The sequence below is a fragment of the Cloacibacillus sp. An23 genome (assembly GCF_002159945.1).
Taxonomy (GTDB): domain Bacteria; phylum Synergistota; class Synergistia; order Synergistales; family Synergistaceae; genus Caccocola.
Window position 1 is genome coordinate 72,162 of record NZ_NFJQ01000003.1, and the last position, 23,491, is coordinate 95,652.

Annotated in this window: 19 protein-coding genes; 3 read left to right on the top strand and 16 right to left on the bottom strand. The window is 53.2% G+C overall.

Going from position 1 to position 23,491, the window contains the following annotated elements:
- Positions 1-56: 56 nt before the first annotated feature.
- Complete coding sequence (locus B5F39_RS03580) at positions 57-953, bottom strand: DMT family transporter (RefSeq protein ID WP_087364012.1); 897 nt, start codon at positions 951-953, stop codon at positions 57-59.
- 455 nt (positions 954-1,408) lie between these two features.
- Here B5F39_RS03580 and B5F39_RS03585 point away from each other — a divergent pair, with 455 nt between their 5' ends.
- The 3 genes from B5F39_RS03585 to B5F39_RS03595 all read left to right on the top strand — a co-directional run bounded on the left by B5F39_RS03585 (position 1,409) and on the right by B5F39_RS03595 (position 5,041).
- Positions 1,409-2,761 carry a sodium/glutamate symporter gene (locus tag B5F39_RS03585; protein ID WP_087364015.1) on the top strand — a complete coding sequence of 451 codons (1,353 nt, stop codon included), beginning with the start codon at positions 1,409-1,411 and terminating at the stop codon, positions 2,759-2,761.
- A 100-nt stretch (positions 2,762-2,861) separates the two neighbouring features.
- A complete protein-coding gene (locus B5F39_RS03590) occupies positions 2,862-3,983 on the top strand; it encodes a tyramine oxidase subunit B (RefSeq protein WP_087364019.1) in 1,122 nt (373 codons plus the stop codon).
- Between the two features lie 173 nt (positions 3,984-4,156).
- Complete coding sequence (locus tag B5F39_RS03595) at positions 4,157-5,041, top strand: LysR family transcriptional regulator (RefSeq protein WP_158095920.1); 885 nt, start codon at positions 4,157-4,159, stop codon at positions 5,039-5,041.
- A gap of 135 nt (positions 5,042-5,176) precedes the next feature.
- Here the strand turns inward: B5F39_RS03595 and B5F39_RS03600 are convergent, their stop codons facing one another.
- From B5F39_RS03600 to B5F39_RS03670, 15 genes are all read right to left on the bottom strand, one after another.
- Positions 5,177-6,187 carry a DUF3137 domain-containing protein gene (locus B5F39_RS03600; RefSeq protein WP_087364025.1) on the bottom strand — a complete coding sequence of 337 codons (1,011 nt, stop codon included), beginning with the start codon at positions 6,185-6,187 and terminating at the stop codon, positions 5,177-5,179.
- A gap of 16 nt (positions 6,188-6,203) precedes the next feature.
- Positions 6,204-7,103 carry a DUF1266 domain-containing protein gene (locus B5F39_RS03605; RefSeq protein ID WP_087364028.1) on the bottom strand — a complete coding sequence of 300 codons (900 nt, stop codon included), beginning with the start codon at positions 7,101-7,103 and terminating at the stop codon, positions 6,204-6,206.
- Between the two features lie 142 nt (positions 7,104-7,245).
- Positions 7,246-8,133, bottom strand: coding sequence for a hypothetical protein (locus B5F39_RS03610; RefSeq protein ID WP_087364031.1), 888 nt, complete (start codon positions 8,131-8,133; stop codon positions 7,246-7,248).
- Between the two features lie 200 nt (positions 8,134-8,333).
- Positions 8,334-9,830, bottom strand: a complete 1,497-nt coding sequence (locus B5F39_RS03615) for a tripartite tricarboxylate transporter permease (RefSeq protein WP_158095921.1) — start codon at positions 9,828-9,830, stop codon at positions 8,334-8,336.
- A gap of 33 nt (positions 9,831-9,863) precedes the next feature.
- Positions 9,864-10,349, bottom strand: a complete 486-nt coding sequence (locus B5F39_RS03620) for a tripartite tricarboxylate transporter TctB family protein (RefSeq protein ID WP_087364037.1) — start codon at positions 10,347-10,349, stop codon at positions 9,864-9,866.
- A gap of 69 nt (positions 10,350-10,418) precedes the next feature.
- Complete coding sequence (locus B5F39_RS03625; RefSeq protein ID WP_087364040.1) at positions 10,419-11,399, bottom strand: tripartite tricarboxylate transporter substrate binding protein; 981 nt, start codon at positions 11,397-11,399, stop codon at positions 10,419-10,421.
- Between the two features lie 19 nt (positions 11,400-11,418).
- Entirely contained in the window at positions 11,419-12,087 is a 669-nt protein-coding gene (locus tag B5F39_RS03630) for a GntR family transcriptional regulator (protein WP_158095922.1), read from the bottom strand.
- A gap of 2 nt (positions 12,088-12,089) precedes the next feature.
- The gene (locus B5F39_RS03635; RefSeq protein ID WP_087364046.1) at positions 12,090-14,693 is read right to left on the bottom strand and encodes a DUF4147 domain-containing protein; all 2,604 of its coding nucleotides are present in this window, start codon (positions 14,691-14,693) and stop codon (positions 12,090-12,092) included.
- Between the two features lie 2 nt (positions 14,694-14,695).
- Positions 14,696-15,985 (bottom strand): lactate racemase domain-containing protein, encoded by a 1,290-nt coding sequence (locus B5F39_RS03640; RefSeq protein WP_087364052.1) that lies wholly within the window; start codon positions 15,983-15,985, stop codon positions 14,696-14,698.
- A 196-nt stretch (positions 15,986-16,181) separates the two neighbouring features.
- Complete coding sequence (tyrS, locus tag B5F39_RS03645; RefSeq protein ID WP_087364055.1) at positions 16,182-17,459, bottom strand: tyrosine--tRNA ligase; 1,278 nt, start codon at positions 17,457-17,459, stop codon at positions 16,182-16,184.
- 22 nt (positions 17,460-17,481) lie between these two features.
- Positions 17,482-19,047 carry a hypothetical protein gene (locus B5F39_RS03650; RefSeq protein ID WP_087364058.1) on the bottom strand — a complete coding sequence of 522 codons (1,566 nt, stop codon included), beginning with the start codon at positions 19,045-19,047 and terminating at the stop codon, positions 17,482-17,484.
- A gap of 36 nt (positions 19,048-19,083) precedes the next feature.
- Positions 19,084-20,718, bottom strand: a complete 1,635-nt coding sequence (locus B5F39_RS03655) for an MBL fold metallo-hydrolase (protein ID WP_087364061.1) — start codon at positions 20,716-20,718, stop codon at positions 19,084-19,086.
- A 57-nt stretch (positions 20,719-20,775) separates the two neighbouring features.
- Positions 20,776-22,167 (bottom strand): sensor histidine kinase, encoded by a 1,392-nt coding sequence (locus tag B5F39_RS03660; RefSeq protein ID WP_087364064.1) that lies wholly within the window; start codon positions 22,165-22,167, stop codon positions 20,776-20,778.
- Between the two features lies 1 nt (position 22,168).
- On the bottom strand, positions 22,169-22,807 hold the full coding sequence (locus tag B5F39_RS03665) for a response regulator transcription factor (RefSeq protein WP_087364067.1): 639 nt from the start codon (positions 22,805-22,807) through the stop codon (positions 22,169-22,171).
- Between the two features lie 47 nt (positions 22,808-22,854).
- On the bottom strand, positions 22,855-23,337 hold the full coding sequence (locus tag B5F39_RS03670) for a cytidine/deoxycytidylate deaminase family protein (RefSeq protein WP_087364070.1): 483 nt from the start codon (positions 23,335-23,337) through the stop codon (positions 22,855-22,857).
- Positions 23,338-23,491: the final 154 nt, after the last annotated feature.

Genomic DNA, 23,491 nt, shown 5'->3' on the forward strand with positions numbered 1-23,491 from the left:
GCGCTTTATTAGGCCTCGCGCGACCCGGCTTCCCGTGCCGGCCGGCGCGCCGCTATTTAATTGCCGCCGTTCCTTATCTTCTGCGAAATATACACGCCCCCCAATATCAGCGCGCCGCCGGCGACCGCGAACGGCGTGATGCGCTCGCCGAGCACGAGCGCGGAAAAAAGCATCGTCAGAGGCGGCGTCACGTAGATAAGGTTGTTAGCCTTCACCGCGCCGAGATTCCAAATAACGATGTTCCAGCCCCACGTGCAGAAAGCCGAGGCGAAAAGCGCGAGGAAAAGGATATTCGCGGCGACCGCCGGGCGCGCGAGCATCGCCGGGTGCAGGTCTATGACAGGCGTCGCGGCGAGAACGAGCAGCGAAAGCAGAGTGTAAAAAAGCATCTTGCGCGCCGTCTGCACCGGAGTGTACGACGTTCCCGCGCCCTTCACGACGATGCTGTAAGCCGCGAAGGCGCAGGCCGCGCAGAGCGCGAGAAAATCCCCAAGCGGATTCAGCTTAAGCACGAAATGCCCGTTGAAAATAATGAGAAAGATGCCCGCGATGCAGAGCACGCTGCCCGCCGCGAAAGCGCGCGAAAGTTTCTCGTTCTTCGTAAAAAAGTGCGCGGCAATGCCGGTCAGCAGCGGAGAAATCCCGCATAGCAGAACGACGTTTGAAGCCGTACTGTACGAAAGCGCCGTGTTCTCGCACAGAAAATAGAGCGTCACGCCGAGCAGCCCCGCCGAGGCGAGCCGCAGCTCGTCGCGCAGATCGGCCGGCTTCATAAAGCGCGGGCTCGCCGCGACGAAAACGGCGTAGGCGAGCGCGACGCGGTAAAGCAGTATCTCCCCCGGCTCGAGATACGTCAGCAGATACTTCGTCGATACGAAAGTGACGCTCCAAATAAAAGTAACCGCCGCCGCCAGCCCGTAACTGAACAGCCGCCCGCATCTCCGAAACTCCATACCGCCGCCACCTCCGTGAAGATTCAAAACGTCGCCATAAATTATACAGCGCGCCGCGCGGCGGCGTATTGGAGGAAATTGTTTCGACAAAGCCACCTGCCTTTATCTGAGCTTAACAATTTCTTACGATAACTTTTTCTTGCAGGCCTATTTCCTCATATCCATAAATATCTTTGATACTTGAGTAAAGAATTTAAAATGTTAATGAAAAAAATAAATGGATCATATTATTTTTATTTATTTGATTAATACAACAATACTTTTTTATAATATAACAAAGCTACAAAAAATATAAATAATTATTAAATCAATAGGGAGGAATTACCATGTAAGGTAACGCCGTATGTGTATTATTGTCGTTTTGGGATGATTTCTTTAAAGCCTGTTGGCTGGAATCTAAAATCATCGTTTTTTCATTGTGACGTACATTTCTAATTGACAAGGAGGGAATAGTTATGACATTTTGGAATGTCGTAATGGACTTTGGCATCATGAGCGGATTAATTTTGCTGAGCCAATTCTTAAGAGCAAGGCTGACGTTCATGCAGTCATGGTTTATTCCTGCATCTCTGCTTGCCGGGTTGATTGGGCTGCTTTTGGGGCCGAACGGTTTAGGAATCATCCCGTTTTCATCTGCGTTCGGCCAATACTCCGGCGTACTGATAGCTCTGGTGTTTGCCGCCTTGCCGCTTTCTCAGGAGAAAAGCTCTGCTGCCAATGAAAATGTCGGCAAGCCGGTAAGAGAGATGTGGAGTTTTCAGTTGATCGTATTTCTCGGCCAGCATTCGATGGCTATGATATTAGGTGTACTTCTCTTTGTTCCTATTTTCGCTACGCCGGACGGCTTTGGTTTCATGCTTCCTGTCGGTTTTGTCGGAGGACACGGAACAGCCGCCGCAGTAGGAGATTCCTTCGCAAAGCTTGGATGGGACGAAGCTATGGCGCTCGGCATGACTTCCGCGACGGTCGGAATATTGACAGGACTGTTCATAGGCATAGCCCTGATTAAATATGGCACAATCAAAGGATACGCAAGTTATATCTCAAATTTCGTTGACTTGCCCAAGAGTTTCCGTACAGGGCTGATTCCAAGCGGCGAGCGTGAGGAAATGGGAAAGGAAACATTTTCCAGTATTTCCGTTGACCCGCTAGCAATGCACGCGGCGTTGCTGTTCTTTATAGTCTTTTGTGCCAAGTCGATTGCCGATGGAGTACTGCTGATTAATAAAAACTTTAGTTTGCCGATATTCTCTCTATCCGTCTTAGTAGGTTTTCTGCTTATGAAAATATTGAGAATGGGCGGCGGAGAGAAATATATCGATAAAAAGGTCATTACCAGGTTGGGGTCTACGTTTACAGACTACCTTGTCGGCTTCGGCGTAGCATCCATAACACCAAGCGTAGTCGTAAGCTATGCTCTCCCTTTGACGATACTTTTTGCTTTTGGCGTCCTTTATAACTTCTGGCTGGCGCTGTGGTTTGCGCCAAGAGTTTTCACAAAGGATTGGTTTGAAAAAGGGATTTTCACATATGGTTGGGCATCCGGCGTCGCCGCGATAGGTATTACTCTTTTAAGAGTCTGTGATCCTAATTTCAAAAGCACGACGCTTGACGACTATTCAATATCATATCTGTTCAGCAATATGTGGGGTGAATTGATTATCATCACATTCGCTCCGATCATGATCGCCAACGGCCTGGTGCTGCCATACACAGGCGCCTTAGTCACGGCGCTGATTATAGTGGTATTGGTATCCTGGAAAGTGCTGAAAGTATTCCACGCACCTATCCATAAGAGTACTAATTAATAAACGAAGCACTTTAATTTCACTGTATGCCTTGGACACGGTCATCGCCGTCCACAGGCCGTCAGCGATAATAAATAATTATGTAAAGGGGATATGTCTTATGAGCGGCAAGGTTGATTTTCTGTATCTTTCAGAGCCTGATATGATAAAGGCAGGAGTTTTGGATTCAAAGAAATGTGTGGACACGGTGGAAGAAGTTTTCCGCTTACTGTCCAGGGGAGATTACCTGATGGGCGGACCAAAGGAAAACAGCCACGGCGTGATGCTGTGGTTCCCGGAACAGCCGCGCTTTAATATGCCCGTAGCAGGCCCGGACAGACGCTTTATGGCGATGATCGCATATCTGGGCGGAAGGTTTAACGTATGCGGAGAAAAGTGGTACGGCTCGAATGTCGAGAATCCTGCGGCACGGCACTTGCCTCGTTCGATTCTTATGATCGTTCTTAACGACCCGGTATCCTCGGCGCCGCTTGCATTCATGTCGGGAAATCTTGTAAGCGCTATGCGGACCGGCGCTGTGCCAGGCGTTGCAGCCCGCCACCTTGCCAAACAGGACGCGGAGACGGCCGGTATCTTCGGAGCGGGCGTCATCAGCAGGGCGTCTCTTTTAGCGATCAACGCCGGACGCCCGTCTATCAAAACTGCCTGGGTTTATGACATAATAAAGGAGAAAAGCGAAGCGTTTGCCGAAGAGATGAAGGCCAATGGCATACAGGTGCATGTTGCGGAGTCGCCTGAAGAATGCGTCAGAAATTCCGATGTCATTGCGGTTGCGACATCCGGCAAAAACGCGGTGCATATTGAAGAATCTTGGATGAAGGACGGTGCTTTGCTTGCGACCAGCGGAGTCGTGGATGTTTCCGACGAGTTCTGTCTGAATCACAAGATTGTTGTCGATAACTGGAAAATGCACCAGGAATGGCGCGAAGACGGGCTCAATAGCAAGGAAGGGTTAAAATCTTTGTCTACTTGGGCTCCGACGCATCAGGTCATCAGGCTGCAGGTCGAAGGAAAACTTGACGAAGATAAAGATATCATTAATCTTGGAGATGTTGTTGAGAAAAAGGTTCCAGGGCGCACCGATGAAAAAGAAAAAATATTCTTCGTCGCCGGAGGCATGCCTGTTAATGATGTAGCGTGGAGCTACGATGTGTATAAGAATGCTATCGCCAATAACATCGGTATTAAACTCAATCTTTGGGAGGAGCCGCACTGGTTCTAATTTTCTGACTGGTTTCTCTATGTGATTTTACAAGAGTAATTAGCTTAAGAAACAGTTCAAGTGACATTAGATAAGTAATGACCTCCCGGAGCTTATATTTTGCTTCGCATAAGCTTCGGGAAGTCAATTATGAATGGTATTTATTAAATAAACGGAGGAATGTTCGTGAGAATATGGAATTAAAAAATATATATACTTTTCTTCGAGTTGCTGAGCTCGGCAGCTTTACGAAAGCAGCAAATGAGTTGGGCTATTCGCAGTCGACGATAACGGTACAGATAAAACAACTGGAAAATGAATTAGGGTTCTTATTGTTTGACAGGATTGGTAAAAGCGTTTCTATTACATCTAAAGGAGAAGAATTTATAATATACGCAAATAGATTTGCACGTCTGGAAATGGAAGCGCTTAACTTAGGCAACGCCGACAGCTCTGTCGGCGGCGCTTTGCGTGTCGGTGTGCCGGAATCGCTTTTGATTTGGGATTTGCCGCGTCTTATCACCGAATATCATGAACTGTATCCTAAAGTAAATCTTGAAGTTACTGTCGCGAACGGATCTAATCTATACAAATTCCTTCGGGAAAATATGTTGGATGTTATTTATCTGATAGATAATATATCATATAGAAAAGACTATATAAAAGAAGCTATCTCTCCAGTCAATCTCAGTTTTGTTACACACCCGAATAATTTGCTATGCCGCCGTCAGCAACTACATTTATCAGAGATAGCAAAAGAGCCCTTGATTCTAACAGAGCGAAACGCCATTTATAGAAAATGTCTGGATATAGAAGCGGCGCGAAACGATATCGAGCTTGTTCCTATCCTTGAAATAGAGAGCCTTGAACTTATCTTGCGTTTAGTAAAAATGGGGATGGGGATATCTTTTATGCCCAATTTTACGGTACAGGAAAGTCTAGAAAACAAAGAACTTGCTCTCCTTGATGTATGCTGTAGTTCGTTTCACTTATGGAGTCAAGTTGTATACCACAAGAATAAATTTATATCACCACAGATAGAGGCGTTCATACAACTTATAAAAAAACGACAATTGTAGTGCTGTTTTTATTTTTAGAAATGTGTTAGTAGGTATTTATGAATCTATAGTATGTTATTGACCACGGCTCACAAATAAATCGTCTTTGCGCAGTGTAGAATCAATGAATGATTACATTGTGTCAATATTGTTCTGTTATCGTAAGATACGTTGTGCGTGACAATTCGCCCCGTCCTGTGCGTTTTCTCCCTCTCTCCGTCCAATATCTATCATTATGTCCCGCGCCTTGCGTATTACTTCGGCGGCTTTTTTGATGTTCGCGCTCTGCTCTTCCACTGGCACGTCTACGAAGGCGTCGAAGGGGTTGTGCAGCTGCGCGCAGCCGACGTACATGGATTCTCCCGCGAATGCCATGTATGTCGCGCCGGGGAAAAGTCCGGCGAATTCGGTTATGTCTTCTAGCACTTGGGGCGTGAGTATGTAGAAGGCTGTGTGTCCGTCTTCCGCGAAGACGGAAAATTTTCGGTTGAAGGCGGCGTTTTCTGTTTCGATTTTGTGCGGGAGAGTGCGGCCCTTCATTTTGCCGCTTTCTTTGCTTGAGAATATCTGCACGGGCGTTTCGCTGATTTTAAATTCGTGGAAGGCGGAGAATATTATGACCTGCCCTTCGAAGAGCGTCGCGGCTGAGGCCGTGTCGAAGGTCTCGACGCTGCCGGAGCAGAAGCGTATCCGGTCGTAAACTCCTTCGAAGTAGTCTTTCGACTTGAAATATGTCTCAGAGCTTACTGGAAGGAGCTTCGCCTTCGCGATGCCGCCGAATGGGAGGCCGCGCCCCGCCGTGTATTTCAGCTCTGAGAAGCCCGGCGTCTCTCTCATTTTCGTCAGCACGTACTTGTTTTTATAGTTCTGGTTGAATAGGTTGTACGAGCGCGACCAGAAGAGCATAGAGCAGACGGCGTAAAAAGCCGCCGCGACGCAGAATGAGAGCATGAGGCCGCCCGCGGCCATCGCGCCCGCGCCTATCGCCGCCTGCCAGTGTCCTTCCGCTATGTACCGAATGAAATGCCTTTGGCGGAACAACGTGACAACGACGCCCATGGCGAAAACGGCCTTCGCGCCTTTGATCGCGAGGAAGGTCAGGCGGCACACCCTTTTGCGCATTTTTTCCAGCTTTACGCCGCTTATGTTCTGTTCGACTACGGCCATCGTCCGGCTCCGTCCTTTACTGCTGCGCGTTTTTCGCGGCGTAATATTCACTGTATTCGGGCATGAAGCCGAATCTGTCGGTTATCACTTCTTTTGAGAGCGGCGTGTCGAACGCGACCGCCGCGTACGGGATTTTTTTGTAGGGCTTGTCTCCGTTCAGGAGCGCCTCGTATATTTTCCAGCGTTTCGCGGTCGAGGAGTCCGGGTCTCCGGCGTTTTCCCTCAGCCAGTACTGCCCGCCGAGCAGGTAGCTTTCCATCATTTCTTCCCAGCAGGTGAAGGCGGCCTGCGCCAGCTTCCCCGCGTCCACGCCGATGTCGAGGACTTCCTCCATCGAGACGTACCCGGCGTAGTAGCAGTTCTGCACGATGTAGGCGGCGCGGCCGGCGTCCCAGCCGAGCAGCGCGTTTTCGCCGTACCGGCGGTAGGCCATGAGCATTTTGGGAAGGAAACTGTCCTCGTCGGCTTTCTGGTCCGTCTTCTGCGCCGCGGCGATGAGCTCTTCTTCGGAACAACCGGAGTAGAGGGATTCGAGCCGGCGCATTTCCTCGCCGTACCACGCCCTCATGCCGCCTTTGACGAGTTTCCTCATCTCTCTTACCGCGCCCTCGTGCCCCTGTATGCCCCAGTATTCCAGGAGCATTTTCCTAATCGAGGCGAGCAGCTTTTCGTCGTGTTCCCAGCGCGGGTTGAAGATTCCGCCCATCAGGCGGAAGTCGCCGCCGTTCAGCGCGAGCAGGATGGAGCCCGCCGTGTTCATCCATTGCAGCGTAGGGGAGAGCGGGCTGAACATGCGCCGCTTCTCGGCTTTTTTCTTCTGCAGGCGCAGGACGAGGGCCCGCATTGCGAAGACAAAGGCGAGGGCCCCGCCTATCCAGCATGCTAATGCTGCGAACGGCTCTAACGCTGGGTGCATTTTTCACCGTTTCCTTTCTTTCGTAAATTTCAAGACAAGAGCAGGGCGTTTGAAAATTTTTATTTTCCTCTCCGCGCGCCCGTACGAGAATAACTGCCGCGGCGCTTCGGCGTTCGCCTTTCACGCTTGATACGCGCGCGGCCTAGTCCGTGATTATCTCGCGGAAGCGCCTGTGCTGCCAGAGCCACTGGCCGGGGTTGGCGCGGATCATTTTCTCGTAGACCTTGTTCATTTCGACGGTCTGATATTTGATGGCGTCGTCGCGGCTGAGCTCCTTCGGCGCGGGCGGGAGCGGCGGCCCCATCTTTACCGCGAATTTAAAGGGTTCGAGGCGGCGCAGCGCGAAAGGCATCAGCGGCGCGCCCGTGAGGACGGAGAAGGCCGCGGGGCCTGTCGCCGTGCCGGTCTCGTGTCCAAACAGCGGCGCTTTGAAGCCGTCGTCGCCGTGCTGGTCGGCGAGCGCGCCGAAGCAGCCGTTTTTCTTTATCAGCGATATGACGCGGATCATCGGCGCGTGCTTGTCTATCGTCTGAAGGCCCGACGCAGCGCGCAGCGTCGCTATGAGTTTGCGCTGGAACGGGCTGTCCGACTGGCGCACGACGCCGCAGAAGGGCCAGCGGCGCGAGTACCACGCGGGCGACAGCTCCCAGTTGCCTAGGTGCGCGGAGAATATTACGAGCCCTTTGCCCGCGGCGTACGCCTTTTCGATATGTTCCGCGCCCTCCACGCTGACGACCATGCGGTCGATGAGCGTCGGGTCGTGCTGCCACGCGAGCAGCTCGACGCCCGTCCATATCATGCTCTCGTAGGACTCAGCGAGAATCTTCTCGCGCTCGGCTTTGCTTTTTTCCGGGAAGCAGAGCATGATGTTGCGGCGCGCCACGTCCTTGCGTATGCCGAGGAATTTTATCAGAGCGATAAGCGGCAGCGCCAGCGCCTTCGCGCGCCAGCCGGGGCGTATACTCCGCGCGAACGCCATAAAGGCGCGCACCTGCATGTCGGTTATTTTGTTTCTTGTTTCTTCGTTCAAAAACGTCAATCCTTTTTATACACTACAAAATCAAACGCAACGTAATGTGTCACATAACGTTATATATTATATCAAGATATGTATAGGAAAAGGGAAGCTGCAAAATTACCAAATAGCGGGACAAGAAGAACACGTGTCTTAATAAAGGCACGTGTTCTTCTACTTTACTATAACTTTAAGTTAAGTAGTATTAGAAATGCTTAAGCGGCAGACGTTTCTTTCTTCAATGATTTCCACAGCGTCGATATGATGATAGCAAATGCAAGAATTATTATAACCAATGCTATCGGGCGCTCAAAAAATATTGATATACTTCCCCCGCCCAACTTCAAGGCCCTTCTGAATTCACCTTCAAACATGCTGCCTAACACTAGTCCAAGCACAATAGGCGCCGATGGGAATTTTGCCTTTGTAAGGATGTAGCCGACCACGCCGAAAAACAACGTCAGGATGACGTCAAAGAAATTCTGCCTGATTGCGTATGACCCGACCAGAGATAACACGACGAGAATGGCGTTAAGATAGTTGACCGGGACGTTTAGTGTTTTCACGAAAATCTTTATCCCGAATATCTGTAGCAGCACCATGTACATCGTTGCGATGAATACGGCGGTGAAGATGCCTCCGATAAACGCGGGAGAATCACTGAAAAGCATCGGCCCAGGCTGTATGCCGTGTATCATCAGGCCTCCGAGCAATACTGCAGTTACGCTGTCGCCGGGAATCCCAAGCGTAAGCATCGGAATCAAAGCTCCGCCGCATACTCCGTTGTTGGAAGCTTCGGAAGCTATAATCCCGTCTACGTTTCCTTTGCCGAACGTCTCTGGCTCCTTTGAAAAACGTTTTGCTTGGTCGTATGCCAGGAACGCCGCGATATTGCCGCCGGTTGCCGGTATGATTCCTATCAGTGTCCCGATTAGGCTTGATCGTATGATATTGACTTTGTGCGCGAATTGTTCTTTAAAGGGGGGGACGATATTTTTAATCGTGAGATCCTTGGCGCTTAATTTCTCGTTATCTTTATCCAGGCAGCTGTTTAGAATTTGCGGAATGGAATACAATCCTATAAGTGCGGAGACGACGCTGATTCCCCCCATAAGGTTGATACTGCCGAAAGTGAACCGCAAATCTCCCCAGATTGGGTCTACGCCGACGAAAGACAACGAAACGCCTATGAAACCTGCGATTATGCCTTTCATTATCGAATCGCCCGATACTGCCGCGATGATGGATAATCCAAAGAACGCCAGCGCCGCATATTCGGGAGCACCAAAGCCTGTGCATATTTTTGCGAGCATGGGGGCGATAGTGACCAATAGCATCCAGCTTATTATGCTTCCCCAGCCGGATGAAAAAGCCGCCCAGCCAAGCGCTCTCGCAGCCTTACCCTGTACTGCCATCGGATGCCCGTCGATAGTCGTGACGACGGAAGACGGCGTCCCCGGTATATTGATAAGAATCGCAGAAACAGCCCCTCCGGCAATGCCGCCTATATATGCGCCTATAAGCATACTGATTGCGACGACGGGTTCAAGATAAAACGTGAGTGGAATCAGCAATGCGACCGCCATAGTGGCGCTGAGCCCCGGCAATGCCCCAAAGACAAGTCCGAGAAACGTCCCTAAGAGTATCCACAATAACGCTTTGATATTTATAAGTATATCAAGCGCGCCGCCGAGTAGTGTCAGTAAATCCATTGTCATGCCTCCAAACTTATAAGACCGCTGAATTTAGTAAAGGAAATACTCAAGCAGAGGTTCCGGGAAATCGACTTTGAAAAACATACCAAATACTATGTTCATGAATACGGCGACGCCGAGCGCCGTAATAAATGTTTTGGGCATGGAACATGACGGACGAAGCATCTGGGAGACAAAAGCTACAAAAACCACGGTGCTGATGCTGAATCCGGCCAAGTTCCAGCAGAAGGCATAGATTATGATAGATAGGAGGGTTATGTATACTTTTATGTGTGTCTTACCGGCTTCGGTGCCGCCGGTACTTTTCTTGCCTGCTATATAATTTATAAACAGCTTTAGGGCGCAGAGCAGCATCGTTATGATGAATATCCAGCTCGGAAACGTCATCGATGCCGTGTCGCCGCCGCTGGAATAGGATGGACTTGTCTTCGCTATGTATAATAAGTAAGCGAATACGGCAAACAACATACTCAATACGACATTTTCAAAGAAGAATGCACTTTTTCTTGCGTTCATTACGAATCCTCCAAGTTACTAGCCGTAGCAATAAGTTGTGTACTACGGCTAGTATTTGTAAAAATTGACTTATTTTGTAAATATGTCTTTGCTCGCTTTTTCCAGGCCTTCGCTGACTTCTTTAAAGTATTCCACGAATTCTTCTCCGGAAATCGGATTTATGACTATTCCAACGGAGTCTGCAAATTTCTTATAATCGTCAGACTTTATTACTCCTGTAAACATTTCTACGATTTTAGCCTGAATTGCCGGATCGATCTTCTTCGGGCCCATCAGGTAGGCCATCTGCTGGATATTTCCAAGCCTAAATACGTCATATCCTAGGGACTCAAACGTCGGAACTTCCGGCAAAAGAGGAATGCCGTTTTTGTTGAAGACACCGACGATCTTGAGCTCTCCGGCTTTGATCTGGTTCATTACTTCGCTGGGCTTTAGGATTCCGCAGTCGACGTGTCCTCCGATAAGCTCGGCAACGACGCGTGACCCACCGTCGAAAGCTATAAAGTTGAATTGGGCTCCTATCTTTTCCTGCAGCAGAGTAGCGTATGCCTGGTTTACGTTATTGGAACCGGGGATGCCGACCGAGATTTGCCCCGACGCTGCTTTTGCCGCGTTGATAACGTCCTGTGCAGAAGCGTACTTTCCGTTGTTTTTGATGACCATGCACACGGGTTCTTCTGCGATCCCCATCATGTTTGCGGCGGAATCAAGCGGAGCCGCGACTCTTCCCTGAGCGACGAGCGCGATGTATGAACTGGTCGCTATGCCGAGCGTATATCCGTCAGGGCGTGCGTTCTGAGCCTCTAATATGCCGACCGCGGAGCCGCCGCCGGGGACGTTTTTGACTACGATATCCACATCGTACATTTTTTTGAAGACAGGCTGCATAGCGCGGGCCATTAAGTCGTTTGTCCCGCCGGGGTTCCAAGGCACCACGATAGTAATTTCTTTTTTCGGATAGTCCGAAACGGCGTCAGCATAAGCTTTTGCAATGCCGTTGGAGGAGATCATGAGCAACGCAAGCGCCAAGATTCCAAGTAACTTTTTCATAACATAACACCTCTCTGTTTTAATCTGTATTTTTCTCTACAGTTTTCTTAATGTTGTTGATGTGGACGTACATTGCAGCTTCCGCCGCCTTTACGTCTCTATCGACCAACGCCGCGATAATGTTCCCCATTTCAGACATAGTCCCGCGCTTTCTTTCGTTATGTCCCATCATGTTGGCGACTTGTATACGCCTTATGATGGGTGAATAAGAATGAATTATCTGTGGGACCATCTCGTTGCCGCACGCGTTGTAAATAGCGTTGTGCATTCTGTCGTCAAGGTCATAAATCGCGTTTACCGTCTCCGGTGAATCGTCGTCAAGTTTTTTCCATAACCGTTGATAATCCTCCATTAATTTTGCTGAGATTGATGGATCTATGTTTTCTACAGCTAATCTCACCGCATACGTTTCCAACAGGAGCCTGATGTCGCAGACGTCTTTGCCTTGTTTCACGGAGAGCTCGCATACGATAGTCCCGTATTGCGGGCGGCTTATCAAAAGCCCCTCCTGCGCAAGCCGGGTGATTCCCTTGCGTGTAGAGTCTCTGCTGACGCCGTACCGCTCCGCGATCTTAGCTTCTGATAACTTTTCCCCAGGTTTATAATATAGATTTACGATGTCCTCTTTCAAACGTTCATAGATAAAGTCCGACCGAGTCTTGCTTGTGATTTGTTCAGCGTTGTTCATTCTCATCTCCCCAATTCTTCAGCAATTTGTAACAAGCGGTTGTATTTTACGTTTCGCTCCGCTCTAACCGGAGAGCCGAGCTTAATTTGACGCGCGTTGACCGCAACTGCCAAGTCTGCAATAAAATCGTCCGTCGTCTCTCCTGAGCGCAGGGAGACTATCACGTCCATATCGTGTTTCTGGGCGAACTCGGCTGCAGTGATGGCTTCTGAAACGCTGCCGATTTGGTTGATTTTCAGCAACAGACCGTTCGCAACAGTGTGATATTCACGCAGCCTTGCAATGTTGGACGCGAATAAATCGTCTCCGACATTTTGGACGCCAGGCAGCCTGCTCCGCAGGGCGGCGAACCCGTCGATGTCGTCTTCGTGGAAGGCGTCTTCTATGTATGTCAGCGGATATTTCTTACAAAGATCTGCGTAGTAATCAGTAAGCTCGTCTCTGCCGAATACTTTATTAAACCGGTATGTCTGCGTCGCCTTATCGTATGATTCCGATGCGGCGACATCAAGTCCTAATGTAACTTTCCCTTCATAGCCGCATTCCCTGACGCTTTGAAGCATCCATTTGAATGCCTCCTCGGTAGACTTTAGCGGCGCGGCCAGAGCTCCGCCGTCTTCCGGTATCACACCGTATTGTTCCGTCAATTTTTTCTGTAAGTGAGCCCTAAGAGTAACTAACGCTTCTAATTCTTCGTCGAAAGAATCAAAATTTGAAAAAACGTACAGGTAATCTTCAAATTCCAGAGCGTGTGCGGAGACGGAAAACGCACCTCCAGCAATCACGGTAGCGATTATGTCTGGTATTTTATATGAGTCTTGGCGGTATAGGCTTTTATACAACGGAATGTGTTTAGACATCGCCGATGCTTTTGCGACTGCGACTGACGAAGCTAAAATAGCGTTTGCCCCCAGCCCGGATTTGTCCGCAGTCCCGTCTAATTTGATCATTAGCTGGTCTAAAGACGCTGGATCTGCCAGCTGTTTACCTGCAAGTATGGCGTTTATATCGTTGGATACATGCCCCGCCGCTATGCGCGTACCTTTTCCGTTGTAGCGCCTGCCTCCGTCGTACAGCGCCTTAGCTTCGTAGGAGCCCTGAGACGTCCCGCACGGTACAGATGCGGTTGCCATATAACCTTTGGTTGTTTGGATATTTGCTTCGACTGTAGGCATACCTTTAGCATTTAATATTTCCCGGCCTTCAATTTTCTTGATTGTATCGCCGTCGTGGCATGAAGATGGTTTTCCTATTACCACTACGCGCAGATTCATGACGTTAGTTCCTGTGTTCCCTGTGTAGATGGCGTCATTAAGCTTTGAGAGCGCGGCACTTGTCCCATGTTTTGAAAATATTTCGCTGAAAGAGATGCTGCTTTTCGCCATTTCTTCTTTTGTGTATCCGTCGACGATCCCGCCGGCTATATCCGTCGGGCCGTCTGTGCCGTCCGTATCTATGCTTATAAACGCGACGTCCTCTTCGCTTCTGAGTTTGTTTACAAATCCGAATACACATTCTTGGTTTGGACCGCCGCTCTCCGGCTTGCCGACTATGGTAATCGTCGTCTCCCCGCCGCTGATCAGTGCGCATGGCGCAGGGATAGGGTTATTTGAAGAAATGACTTCGTTTGTGATCCCGGCCAAAACCATTCCAACGTCTTTGGCTTCGCCGTCGATGCATGAGGACAGTATCAACGGGGTATAGCCGAGCTCTTTTGCTTTTTGAGCCGCTGCGGCACATGCCACGCGCTGATTTCCCACGCTGAACAGAGCTTGTTTCATGCCGTCCAATGTTTTTAAAGTTTCTTTTTCAGGATGTTCGACTCCGTCCTGTAGCCGTTCTCTGACTGAGGCGGGAACTTTATCCCATAGATCGTGGTTGTTCAAGACGGTGATTGCATCCTGGAATGTGGAAGGATCGGGCAGACAAAGGTCAGGCCACGGCATTCCCGGCGTGTTCGTATCAAGTGTAAATGTGATCACAAAGGCCGGCTGCCCGTATTGGACGACACGGCCGCCTTTCAGATTGCAGAGATGTTTGCGCACGGCGTTCATTTGGCGTATATCCGCGCCGCACCGTAGCAAGAGACGATTCGTCTCGCACATTTCGTCTATGGTTATATTTCCGGCAGGTATGTTGACCAACGCGGACGCTCCGCCCGTCACAGCTGCGAAGATAATATCGTTGGAGCCGGCTTTTTCGAGAATTTCCTTAATACGAAGTGCTCCTGTCACACTGCGTTGATCAGGGAACGGATGGCTTGATTCGAACACTTCAATGTGCGGGAGGGTGCGTTTTTCTCCTTCCTTTACAACAAGAAACCCCTCGGTTATGTGGTCTCCAAGTATATCGTCTATAGCCTGAGCGATCGGATATGAACCCTTTCCGACTCCGACGACATATATATGATCTACATTATCAAGGTCAAAAGATAGTGTGCCGACCGTCAGATTATTGCCTCTCAGGTTTATATATTTTTTCGTCGATTCGTAAGGAATTACGCTTTTGATCCCGGCTTCGGCGATTTGAAGCGCGTGCTTCCGCTGCAAGACGCTGCCGTGTGATGTTAATATGTCGCTGTTGTCGTAAATAGTATCCTGTCTCATGCTTAATCACCTGTCGTCCATGAACTTATGAGATTTCTGCCTTCATCGAACTGCCAATAGTATCCTTCGCCTAGCTGCGCCAAATTAGGATTATTCTGCGCTTCTAGGAGAAGAGCCTCTGATATTTCGAGAGCGTCTAAGGAAAGGGTGTTTTTGATATGCACAATGCGCACATTGTCGTAATCCACATTGGGAGCCGTTTTGATTCCGCTTCTTAATGCGTCATAATCGTCATCCATAATCAAAGGTATCTTCCCGCCGATTACGGTACGTGCGGTCAATAAATTGGGATATGTCTTCTGCATGCTCATTTTGTCAAAGGCCCTTCGTGTGGAGATGTCGGCAAGCCCGAAACCTGAGGCGTTGCCGTCGGATTCTTCGGTTAAATCCAATACTACTAAGCGCTTGGTGATAGGATGGGCGACCATGTGTTCCGACGTAAATCGCTGTATGATGTTACAGTCCATACCCGTTCCCGTTATATTTTTCCCGAATTCGTCTATGACCAACATGTCTATATTACTGAAAGGAATCTTTGGTAGCATGCTTTTAGCTTTTTCCAATAAATCCGGCTCTTTGCGCATAATCTCATCTTTTGAAACCGCCCTTATATAACATGTCTCGTCATATGCGTTTTCCATCAGAGCTAAAGAAAAAAGAAGATTTGATTTTTCTATAAAAACACGCCCGATTTTTTCAAGATTTTTGCCCATGTTTTCCATGCCTTGTACATGGCAGAAATCCGCCCCGTGCTGTTTCCCGAGGCCGATGACGCACATCTTCAGCATCCCGCTCTCGTATTTTCCGCGGAAACTGCAGTGCGGTTTTATCCTTGCAATTGTTACCGTATAGTCTGCGGCGCATGCATTTTTGTCCATGTTGACCGGTATGCCGTCGGGCGTGTGCCCGATGATCTCCGTAGCCATATCAGACCGTATTTCGGCGCCTACGCTTGACTCTGTAATGCCGAGATGTTCCAGTATCTTCGTCTGATTTATTGCAACAGCGCCACCATGGCTTCCCATCGCTGGGACGATATAGACATCGGCGCCGTGTCCCCGTAAAACTTCCACGACAGTCTTTACGATCATAGCGATGTGGCGTATCCCGCGGCTTCCTACAGCGATGGCTACGGTGCTGCCTCTCACGGCATCTATCCCTGGAAAAGATGTGATTTCTTTGACGACACTTGTGCGAATATCATCTATCTTGTCGTCTGCAAACTTCTGGCTGAACTTATACATTTTGGGGAAGATTACTGGCTTTAAAATCTCGTCATAGACGGCGCTCATATACATCACCCTTTCATGAATGCTAATACTCTAGCATGTCAGTAAAAAATATTCAACAGTCATATAAAATTTATGTTGCATTCTGGAATATATACTTTGCGAAGTTTTTACGTTAATGAGAATAAAAGAAACGCTTGGCTGCTGGTTAAGCTTAACGAAACCAAGCGTTTTCTTTGAAAAATATTATAGAAGCGGGTTATTTGAATTTGATGAGACGGAAATCTTTCTTGCCTACGTTGAGCTGGACGTAGCGGCCGGCCAGGAGGTCGGCTTCGGTGAGGCGTTTGTCCGCGCCGGCGATTTTTTCGCCGTTGAGGTATGCTCCGCCCTCTTTGATTTTTTTCTTCGCGTTGCCCTTTGAGTCGCAGGCTCCGCAGAGGACGAGCAGATCGGTGACGCCGTCGGTCTCGGCGAGGTCGGCTTCGGCGCAGGGGATTTCCGCGGAGAGCGTGTCGAGGACTTCCTGCGAAGCGTCTTTGATGCTCGATTCGCCGAAGAGCACGGCGCTCGCGTCGCGCACGCGCGCGGCGGCTTCTTCGCCGTGGACGCGGCAGGTCATTTCCCACGCAAGCTCTTTCTGCGCTTTGCGCAGGTGCGGCGCTTTCGCGTGCTCTTCGAGCAACGCGGCTATTTCGCCGAGTTCGCGGAATGTGAAGAGTTTGAAGAGTTTTTCAAGGTCTTTGTCGTCCACGTTGATCCAGAACTGGTAGAACTTGTAGACGCTGGTGCGCTCGGGCGAGAGGTAGACGGCGCCGCTTTCGGATTTTCCGAATTTCTGTCCCTGCGCGTTGAGCAGCAGCGGGAAGGTGATGCCGTAGCACTGCCCGCCGGATTTTTTGCGCGTTAGGTCCATGCCGGCGATGATGTTGACTTGCTGGTCGTTGCCGCCCATCTGGAGCGTGCAGCCGTATTCATTGTAGAGGTGGTTGAAGTCGAAGGCCTGGAGCAGTATGTAGGAGAGCTCGGTGTAGGTTATCGACTTGTCGGGGTCGAGGACGCGGCTGCGCACGTATTCGCGGTTGACGAGGAAGCTGACGGTGAAGTATTTTCCCGTGTCGCGCAGGAATTCTATATAGTTTTCTTTTTTGAGCCAGTCGTTGTTGTTGACGAGCAGCGCGCTGTTTTCGCCGCTGTCGAAGTTGAGGAAGTGGCGGAGCTGGTTCGCTATGCAGGATACGTTGTGGAGTATCTGCTCTTCGGAGAGCAGGTTGCGTTCGGCGCTTTTGCCCGACGGGTCGCCGATGCGTCCCGTGCCGCCGCCCGCTATCGCTATCGGGCGGTGTCCGAGGCGCTGGAGCCACGCGAGACCCATGATGGCGACGAGGTTGCCGACGTGGAGGCTGTCGGCGGACGGGTCGAAGCCTATGTAGCCCGTCACCATGTTGTTTTTGAAGTGCTCTTCAAGCTCCTCGTTGTGGCTCGTCCACTCGACGAAGCCGCGATCCCTCAAAACCTGCAGCGCGTTTGTGTGCATCGGTTAAAAAAACCTCCTGAGTTTATTTTTCATGATTATACCAGTTGATGCGCCCGGAGAGCGGCTTTTCCCAGACTATCATGACGCGCCCCAGCCTCTGGAGCACGCCGCCGAAGGAGTCCGCTATCTCCTGGTCGAATGGGCTTATGGATATTTCCGGCTGAAGCGGCTCCGGGTCGCTCTGGGTTCCGCCCCACGGATATCCGCCGCCGTAGTCTTCCGTGCCGCCGTAGAAGTCTTCGTCCTCTTCTTCTTCGAGGAATGTGCTCATCCTCGTCATTTCGGAGAGGGCTTTGCCTATCCTCGGGAGGTCGGCGAGCATCCAGCCGACGGCTTTTTCGTCTTTTGAGAGGAACTGAGAGAGCGTTTCGCCCGAGGCGAGCGACTGCGGCGAGGCGAGGCCGAGCACGGCGGTGCCGCCTCGCCCCGCGCCTATGACGGAGAAGGGCACGCTGGCCGCGCCGCCGAAGTCGAAGCCCGCGACGGGCTCAGGTTCCGCTCCGAGGAAGAGGTTGTCCCAGAAGGCGGAGACGAGCGCCCGCATCAGCTCAGGTCTGCCGGAAAATTCCGCGAGGAAACCGGGCAGCGAGAACCAGAGTATTTTGTTCTGCCCGCCGAGTGAGATTACCGTGCGCCCCGCGAGTATCTCGCGTATCTGCGCGTCGGCGAGGCCGAGGCTTTCGGCGAATATGCCGGCGCGCGAGAGCGGAAACGGCCATTCGGACGGTGAGCCTTTGAGCGCAGGGAGGTTGACGCCCGCCGAGAGCAGAAGGGGCTGCGGCAGCACGCAGCCGGAGACGTCCCAGCTCTTTGCCTCGAGCGAGGCGGTCATGTATGCCCGCGCCGCGGCTCCGAGGTTCACGAAGGCCCAGCGCGCCTCGCCGGGCTGCCCTTCGCTCTGAGGGCCGCGCCAAGCGGCCTCGAGCGTCAGCGCGAAGTTCTCCTTGGCTCGTTTCGTCAGTTCGCCGCCGTCGGATATTTCGATGTGCGCGGGCCACTGCGGTTCCTGCGTCCATTTTTTGTCCTTCAGGCCGCCGCCGTTTTCGAGCGAGGTCATTTTGTGCAGCGTTCGCTGGTCGGCCGCGATCAGCGTGTGAGTCCCCATGACCGTGTAGTAGAAGGGCTCTGATAGGCTCTCAGAGCGCACGGCGAACACGCCGCCGCGCCCTTCGGCGCTCTCGGTCCCGAAGGCGGCGTCGAGCGGCGCGGGGAGCGCGCCCTTTTGCAGAAGCTTCGTCTCTTCGGCGGTGAAGCGCGCCGCGCAGCAGACTGAGGCCGCGCCGTCCGCGCCGCGCTCGAGCAGCACTGCGGCGTCTTCGGCCATAGCGGCGGCGGCGAGTACCGCGCCGCTCGGCGTGTCGCTCTTAAGGTGCGCGTATATGCCGTCGGTCAGCAGCGACGAAAGCACTTTAGGATAGTTGCGTCCCTTTGTTTCAAGCAGAATGTACGGAGCAGTTTCGTCCGGCTCGGGTATGTAGGCCAGAGGCCCAGAGCCGGCGCGCGCCTGCCAAAGATATACGAACGCGGCGGCGGCGATAACTACGGCGGCCGCCGCCGCTGCCGCAGCGTATTTCAATTTCGCTCCCATCGAGAGATCCTTCCTTTTGCCCCGCGCGGCACAGTCTTAGCCCTTGCCTTCGCGCGCGCTTCCGGCGCCGAGCGCGGCGGCGGTCTCGAGCAGCGTGCGCGCGGATATGAGCAGCGGCATTATATTGCGGTACTGCTCGTCGTTGTTTATCAGCTTTTCGCGCATTTCGTCGGTGCGTTCCGATATCATGTTCAGCACGCTCTCGACGTCTTTCGTGTCGAAGTCTATCCTGTCGAGGATACGCTTCGATATGACCGGCATCTCGGCCCTCTCCGGGGCCGGCGCGAGGAGGTCTATCTCGTCGCCTATCGCCGGGATGCGCGTCGCGTAGCCGGCGTCCTTGAGGCCGAGCGCCAGCGACTCCGCCGACTTCGGCTCGCCGTGTACGATTATGAAGCGCGCCTTCTTCGGGAAGTGCGAGGCCCAGCTCAGAAGGTCGCCGCGGTCCGCGTGCGCTGAGAAGCCGTTGAGCGTATGGAACTTCGCTTTCACGGATATTTCCTCGCCCGCTATGCGCACCTTCTTCGCTCCGTCTACGAGGCGGCGGCCCAGCGTGCCGTAGGCCTGGTAGCCTACGAAGAATACGTGCGTGTCTTTTTTATAAAGGCTGTGCTTGAGGTGGTGCATTATGCGCCCGCCGGAACACATCCCGCTGCCTGCGAGGACTATGCCCTCGTCCATCGCGTTTATCGCGCGCGACTCTTCGGCGGTTCGCACGAAGCTGAAGCCGCGCGGCTCGAACGGGTCTTCGCCGTTCATCAGCATCTCTTTGAGATCGCGCGAGAGCAGCGCCGCGTGGGCCGAGTATATCTCCGTAGTCTTGACGCCCATCGGCGAATCGAGGTAGATGTTCGCCATTTTGAGGTCCGGCAGCTTCTTCTGGAGCAGCTTGAATTCGTACAGCATCCTCTGCGCGCGGTCGACTACGAATGTCGGCACGAGCACCTTTCCGCCGGAGCGGACGGCGGCCTCCATCGCGTCCTGGAACTCGGCGCGCGTGTCCGCGAGCGACTTGTGCAGACGGTCGCCGTAAGTCGATTCAATAAGTACGAAGTCCGCCTCTTCCACCACCGCGGGCGGCTTTTCTATAACGCCGTCGAGCGGCCCGAGGTCGCCGGAGAAGACGACTTTCACAGGTTTTTCGTCCTTTTCGGAGATCCACGCCTCTATTATCGCGCTGCCGAGTATGTGCCCTGCGTCGCGGAAGCGGACCTTCAGCCCCGGCATGATCTCGAAGACCTCGTCGTACGGGACGTAGCTGCGCAGCGCGAGCGCGTCCTCGACGTCGTTGTCTCCGTAAAGCGGCTTGACCGCGGGCAGCCCCTTGCGCGCGTTCTTGCGCGTGCGCCATTCCGCGTCTTCCTTCATTATCTTCGCTGAATCGCGGAGCAGGATCTCTATCAGCTCCGAGGTCGCGTGCGTGCAGTATATCTTTCCTTTGAAGCCTTGCCTGACGAGCAGCGGCAGCCGGCCGCTGTGGTCTATGTGCGCGTGGGTGAGCAGCACCGCGTCTATGCCGGCCGGGTCGTAGGGGAAGTTCTCGCCCTCATGGCGCTCCTCGTCCTCGCCCTGGTGCGTGCCGCAATCGACGAGCACCCTGTACCCCGCCGTCTCTATCATGTAGTTCGAACCGGTAACTTCTCCAGCCGCTCCAAATATTCTAAGCTTCATGACGAACCGCCCTAAGGCCCCCACCTTTCGCGTGAAGATTATAACAGCGCTTTGATATTATTCTACCCTCTGCGCGGGCACTTCACAACGTATGACGGTGCCTATTCCGGCCTTCGATTTTATTTCTATCGTGCCGCCGGCGAGGCGCATGCGCTCGCTCATGTTCGAAAGCCCGCGGTGCCCGCGCACGCGCAGCTCCTTGAAGTCGCCGGGCATGTCGAAGCCGCCGCCGTTGTCCCTGACCGTCATCGCCACCTTGTCAGCCTCGCGCGACAGCGAGACGTTCACGACGCTTGCGCCGCCGTGGTGTACGGAGTTGTTGATCGCCTCCTGCGCGACGCGGTAAAAAGCGAGGCAGAGCTGCGGCTGCACGTCCTCCTCTTCGTCCCACTCCCCGGATATGTCGAGCTCTATGTCCACGCCGAGCTGCGCCGACATCCTGTTGCAGAGCTCCGTCAGCGAGTGGCGCAGGCCGAGGTCGAGCCACGGCGGCGTCAGGTCGTTGCAGAGCTCGCGCAGCTCTTTCACCCCTATCATAGCTACGCGCTCCGCCCCAGAGAGGCTCGCGACGGCGGACGGGTTGTCCTGAAGGTCCGTCTTGAGCAGCCGCAGCCGCTGGACGAGCGCGGTCGCGTCCTGGAGCGGGCCGTCGTGTATCTCGCGGGATATGAGCTCGCGCTCGTCTTCCTGTATCTTTACGATGTCGGTGACGTAGTCCCGCTGGAGCTTTTCCTTTTCTATGGCGGACTGGGCGAGAAGCGCGAAGGTCGAGCGGAGCTGGCGAAGCTCGGGCACCGCGCCCGGAGCGTCCGGGGCCGGCATGTCCCGCCCGAAGGAGAGCGACAGTATCTCGCGGTCGAGTTTCCGCAGCGGCACTATGACCTTGTCGTAGAGCAGGTATATCGCCAGCAGCGTAAAAGCGGCGAGCGAGGCCATGACGAAAGGCCACAGCGACACGAGCAGAACCATCGTGCCGAATAGCATCTCCCACGACACCGCGCCTATGACGTATATGTTTTCGTCTGGTATGTCGTAGCGCACGCCCGTGTAGTACGAGCCGATCTTGTCGTGTATCTTGACCGGGACGCGCGAGTTGAAAGAGCCTTTCCACTTGTGGAGGAACGCGACCTCGCCGGGCGATTCGTAGACGACCGCGCCGTTCGTATGGAAGACGGCGAAAAGCCCCGGGATGTCCATCGCGCCGAGCAGCGCTTGTATCGTCTCGGTGTCGCCTTCGACGACGCCTTTGCCGCCCGCGCGTATGTTCCATTTCTTGGAGTCGAGGCGCGCGGCCACGCTGTCTACGAGGTTCTCGACGTAATTGCCGGCGACCGCGCGCATCGTGCTTTCAAACTGGTTGTAGACGACCCACGCGAGTATCAGCGCGAGAAACGCCGGAATGAAGATGGCGATGATGAGCTGATAGAGCAGGCCGCGCTTTTTCTTCACGTCAGTCGATCAGTTCCTCTATCGTGACGATGCCGTATTTTATCGCGAGCAGCATCGCCTCGGTCTTGTTCTTCGCGCCCAGCTTGTCGTATATCGAGGCGAGATGCGTCTGCACAGTGCGCTCGCTGATGAAGAGCTTCGCCGCGATCTCCTTGCCCGAGAGGCCGCGCGCCGCGAGCAGAAGCACCTCGCGTTCGCGCACTGAAACAGGCTCCGGCACGAAATTGTCGCCGCCCTCGACGGCGCTCGCCACCTCGCTGTCGAGGTAGAAGCCGCCGCGCGCCGCGATGCGTATCGCCTTCGAGAGAGTGTCCATCGTCGCCGTCTTCAGCAGATAGCCGCGCGCCCCCGCGCGGAGCGCCGCAAGGACGTACTGGTTCGCGTCGTAGGAGGTGAGCATCAGCGCCGCCGTCGGAATATCCGCGTCGCGCGCCATCCGCGCTATCGTAATGCCGTCCAGCCCGGGCATACGTATATCCAGCAGAGCGACCTGCGGGCGCAGGGCCTTGATCCCCGCCCACGTCGATTCTCCGTCCGCGTACTCGCCGACGACCTCGAAGTCCGGCTCCTTGGAAAGGTAGCCCTTCATCCCCTCTCTGGTGAGAGGATGGTCGTCCGCCAAAATTATTGTTATCGACATGGTTCTTTAACTCCCCTCCGAGCCGCGGGACGGAGCTCCGCGCGGCCCTATGAAATCGAAAAAATATCGCGCGGCAGCGTCGCGGGGTCCACCCATACGCTCTCCACGCCGGACTCCGCCATTATCGCGCGCGCCAGCTCGTCCGGGTACGGGTAAAGATAGAAGACTTTCTCGCAGCCGGCGTTGATGATGGCCTTCGTGCAGTAGACGCACGGCTCGTGCGTGCAGTAGAGCCACGAGCCCGCCGTCGCCGTGCCCGCCGAGGCCGCCTGCGCTATCGCGTTTATCTCCGCGTGCGAGCCGCGGCAGATTTCGTGCCGCTCGCCCGACGCTATGCCGAGCTGCTCGCGAAGGCAGCCCGCCGTCTCGCAGTGGCTCACGCCGCGCGGCGCGCCGTTGTATCCGGTGCTCAATATCTGCCTGTCGCGCACCAGCACCGCGCCGACCTTGCGCCGCAGGCATGTGCTGCGGCTCGCGGCCACCTGAGCCATGAGAAGGAAATAAATATCCCAGTCCGGTCTTCCATTCATCCCAGAACGCCTCCGCCGGTATTCGGGAAACGCGGACATTCGCGCCGCGCCCCTCCCGTCTTTGTATTATATATAATCTTATAGTGAAATGTCGTAAAATGCCGCCGGTAATTGAAGGAAAATTTTACGCGCGCGGACGGCGGAAGAGCGCGGT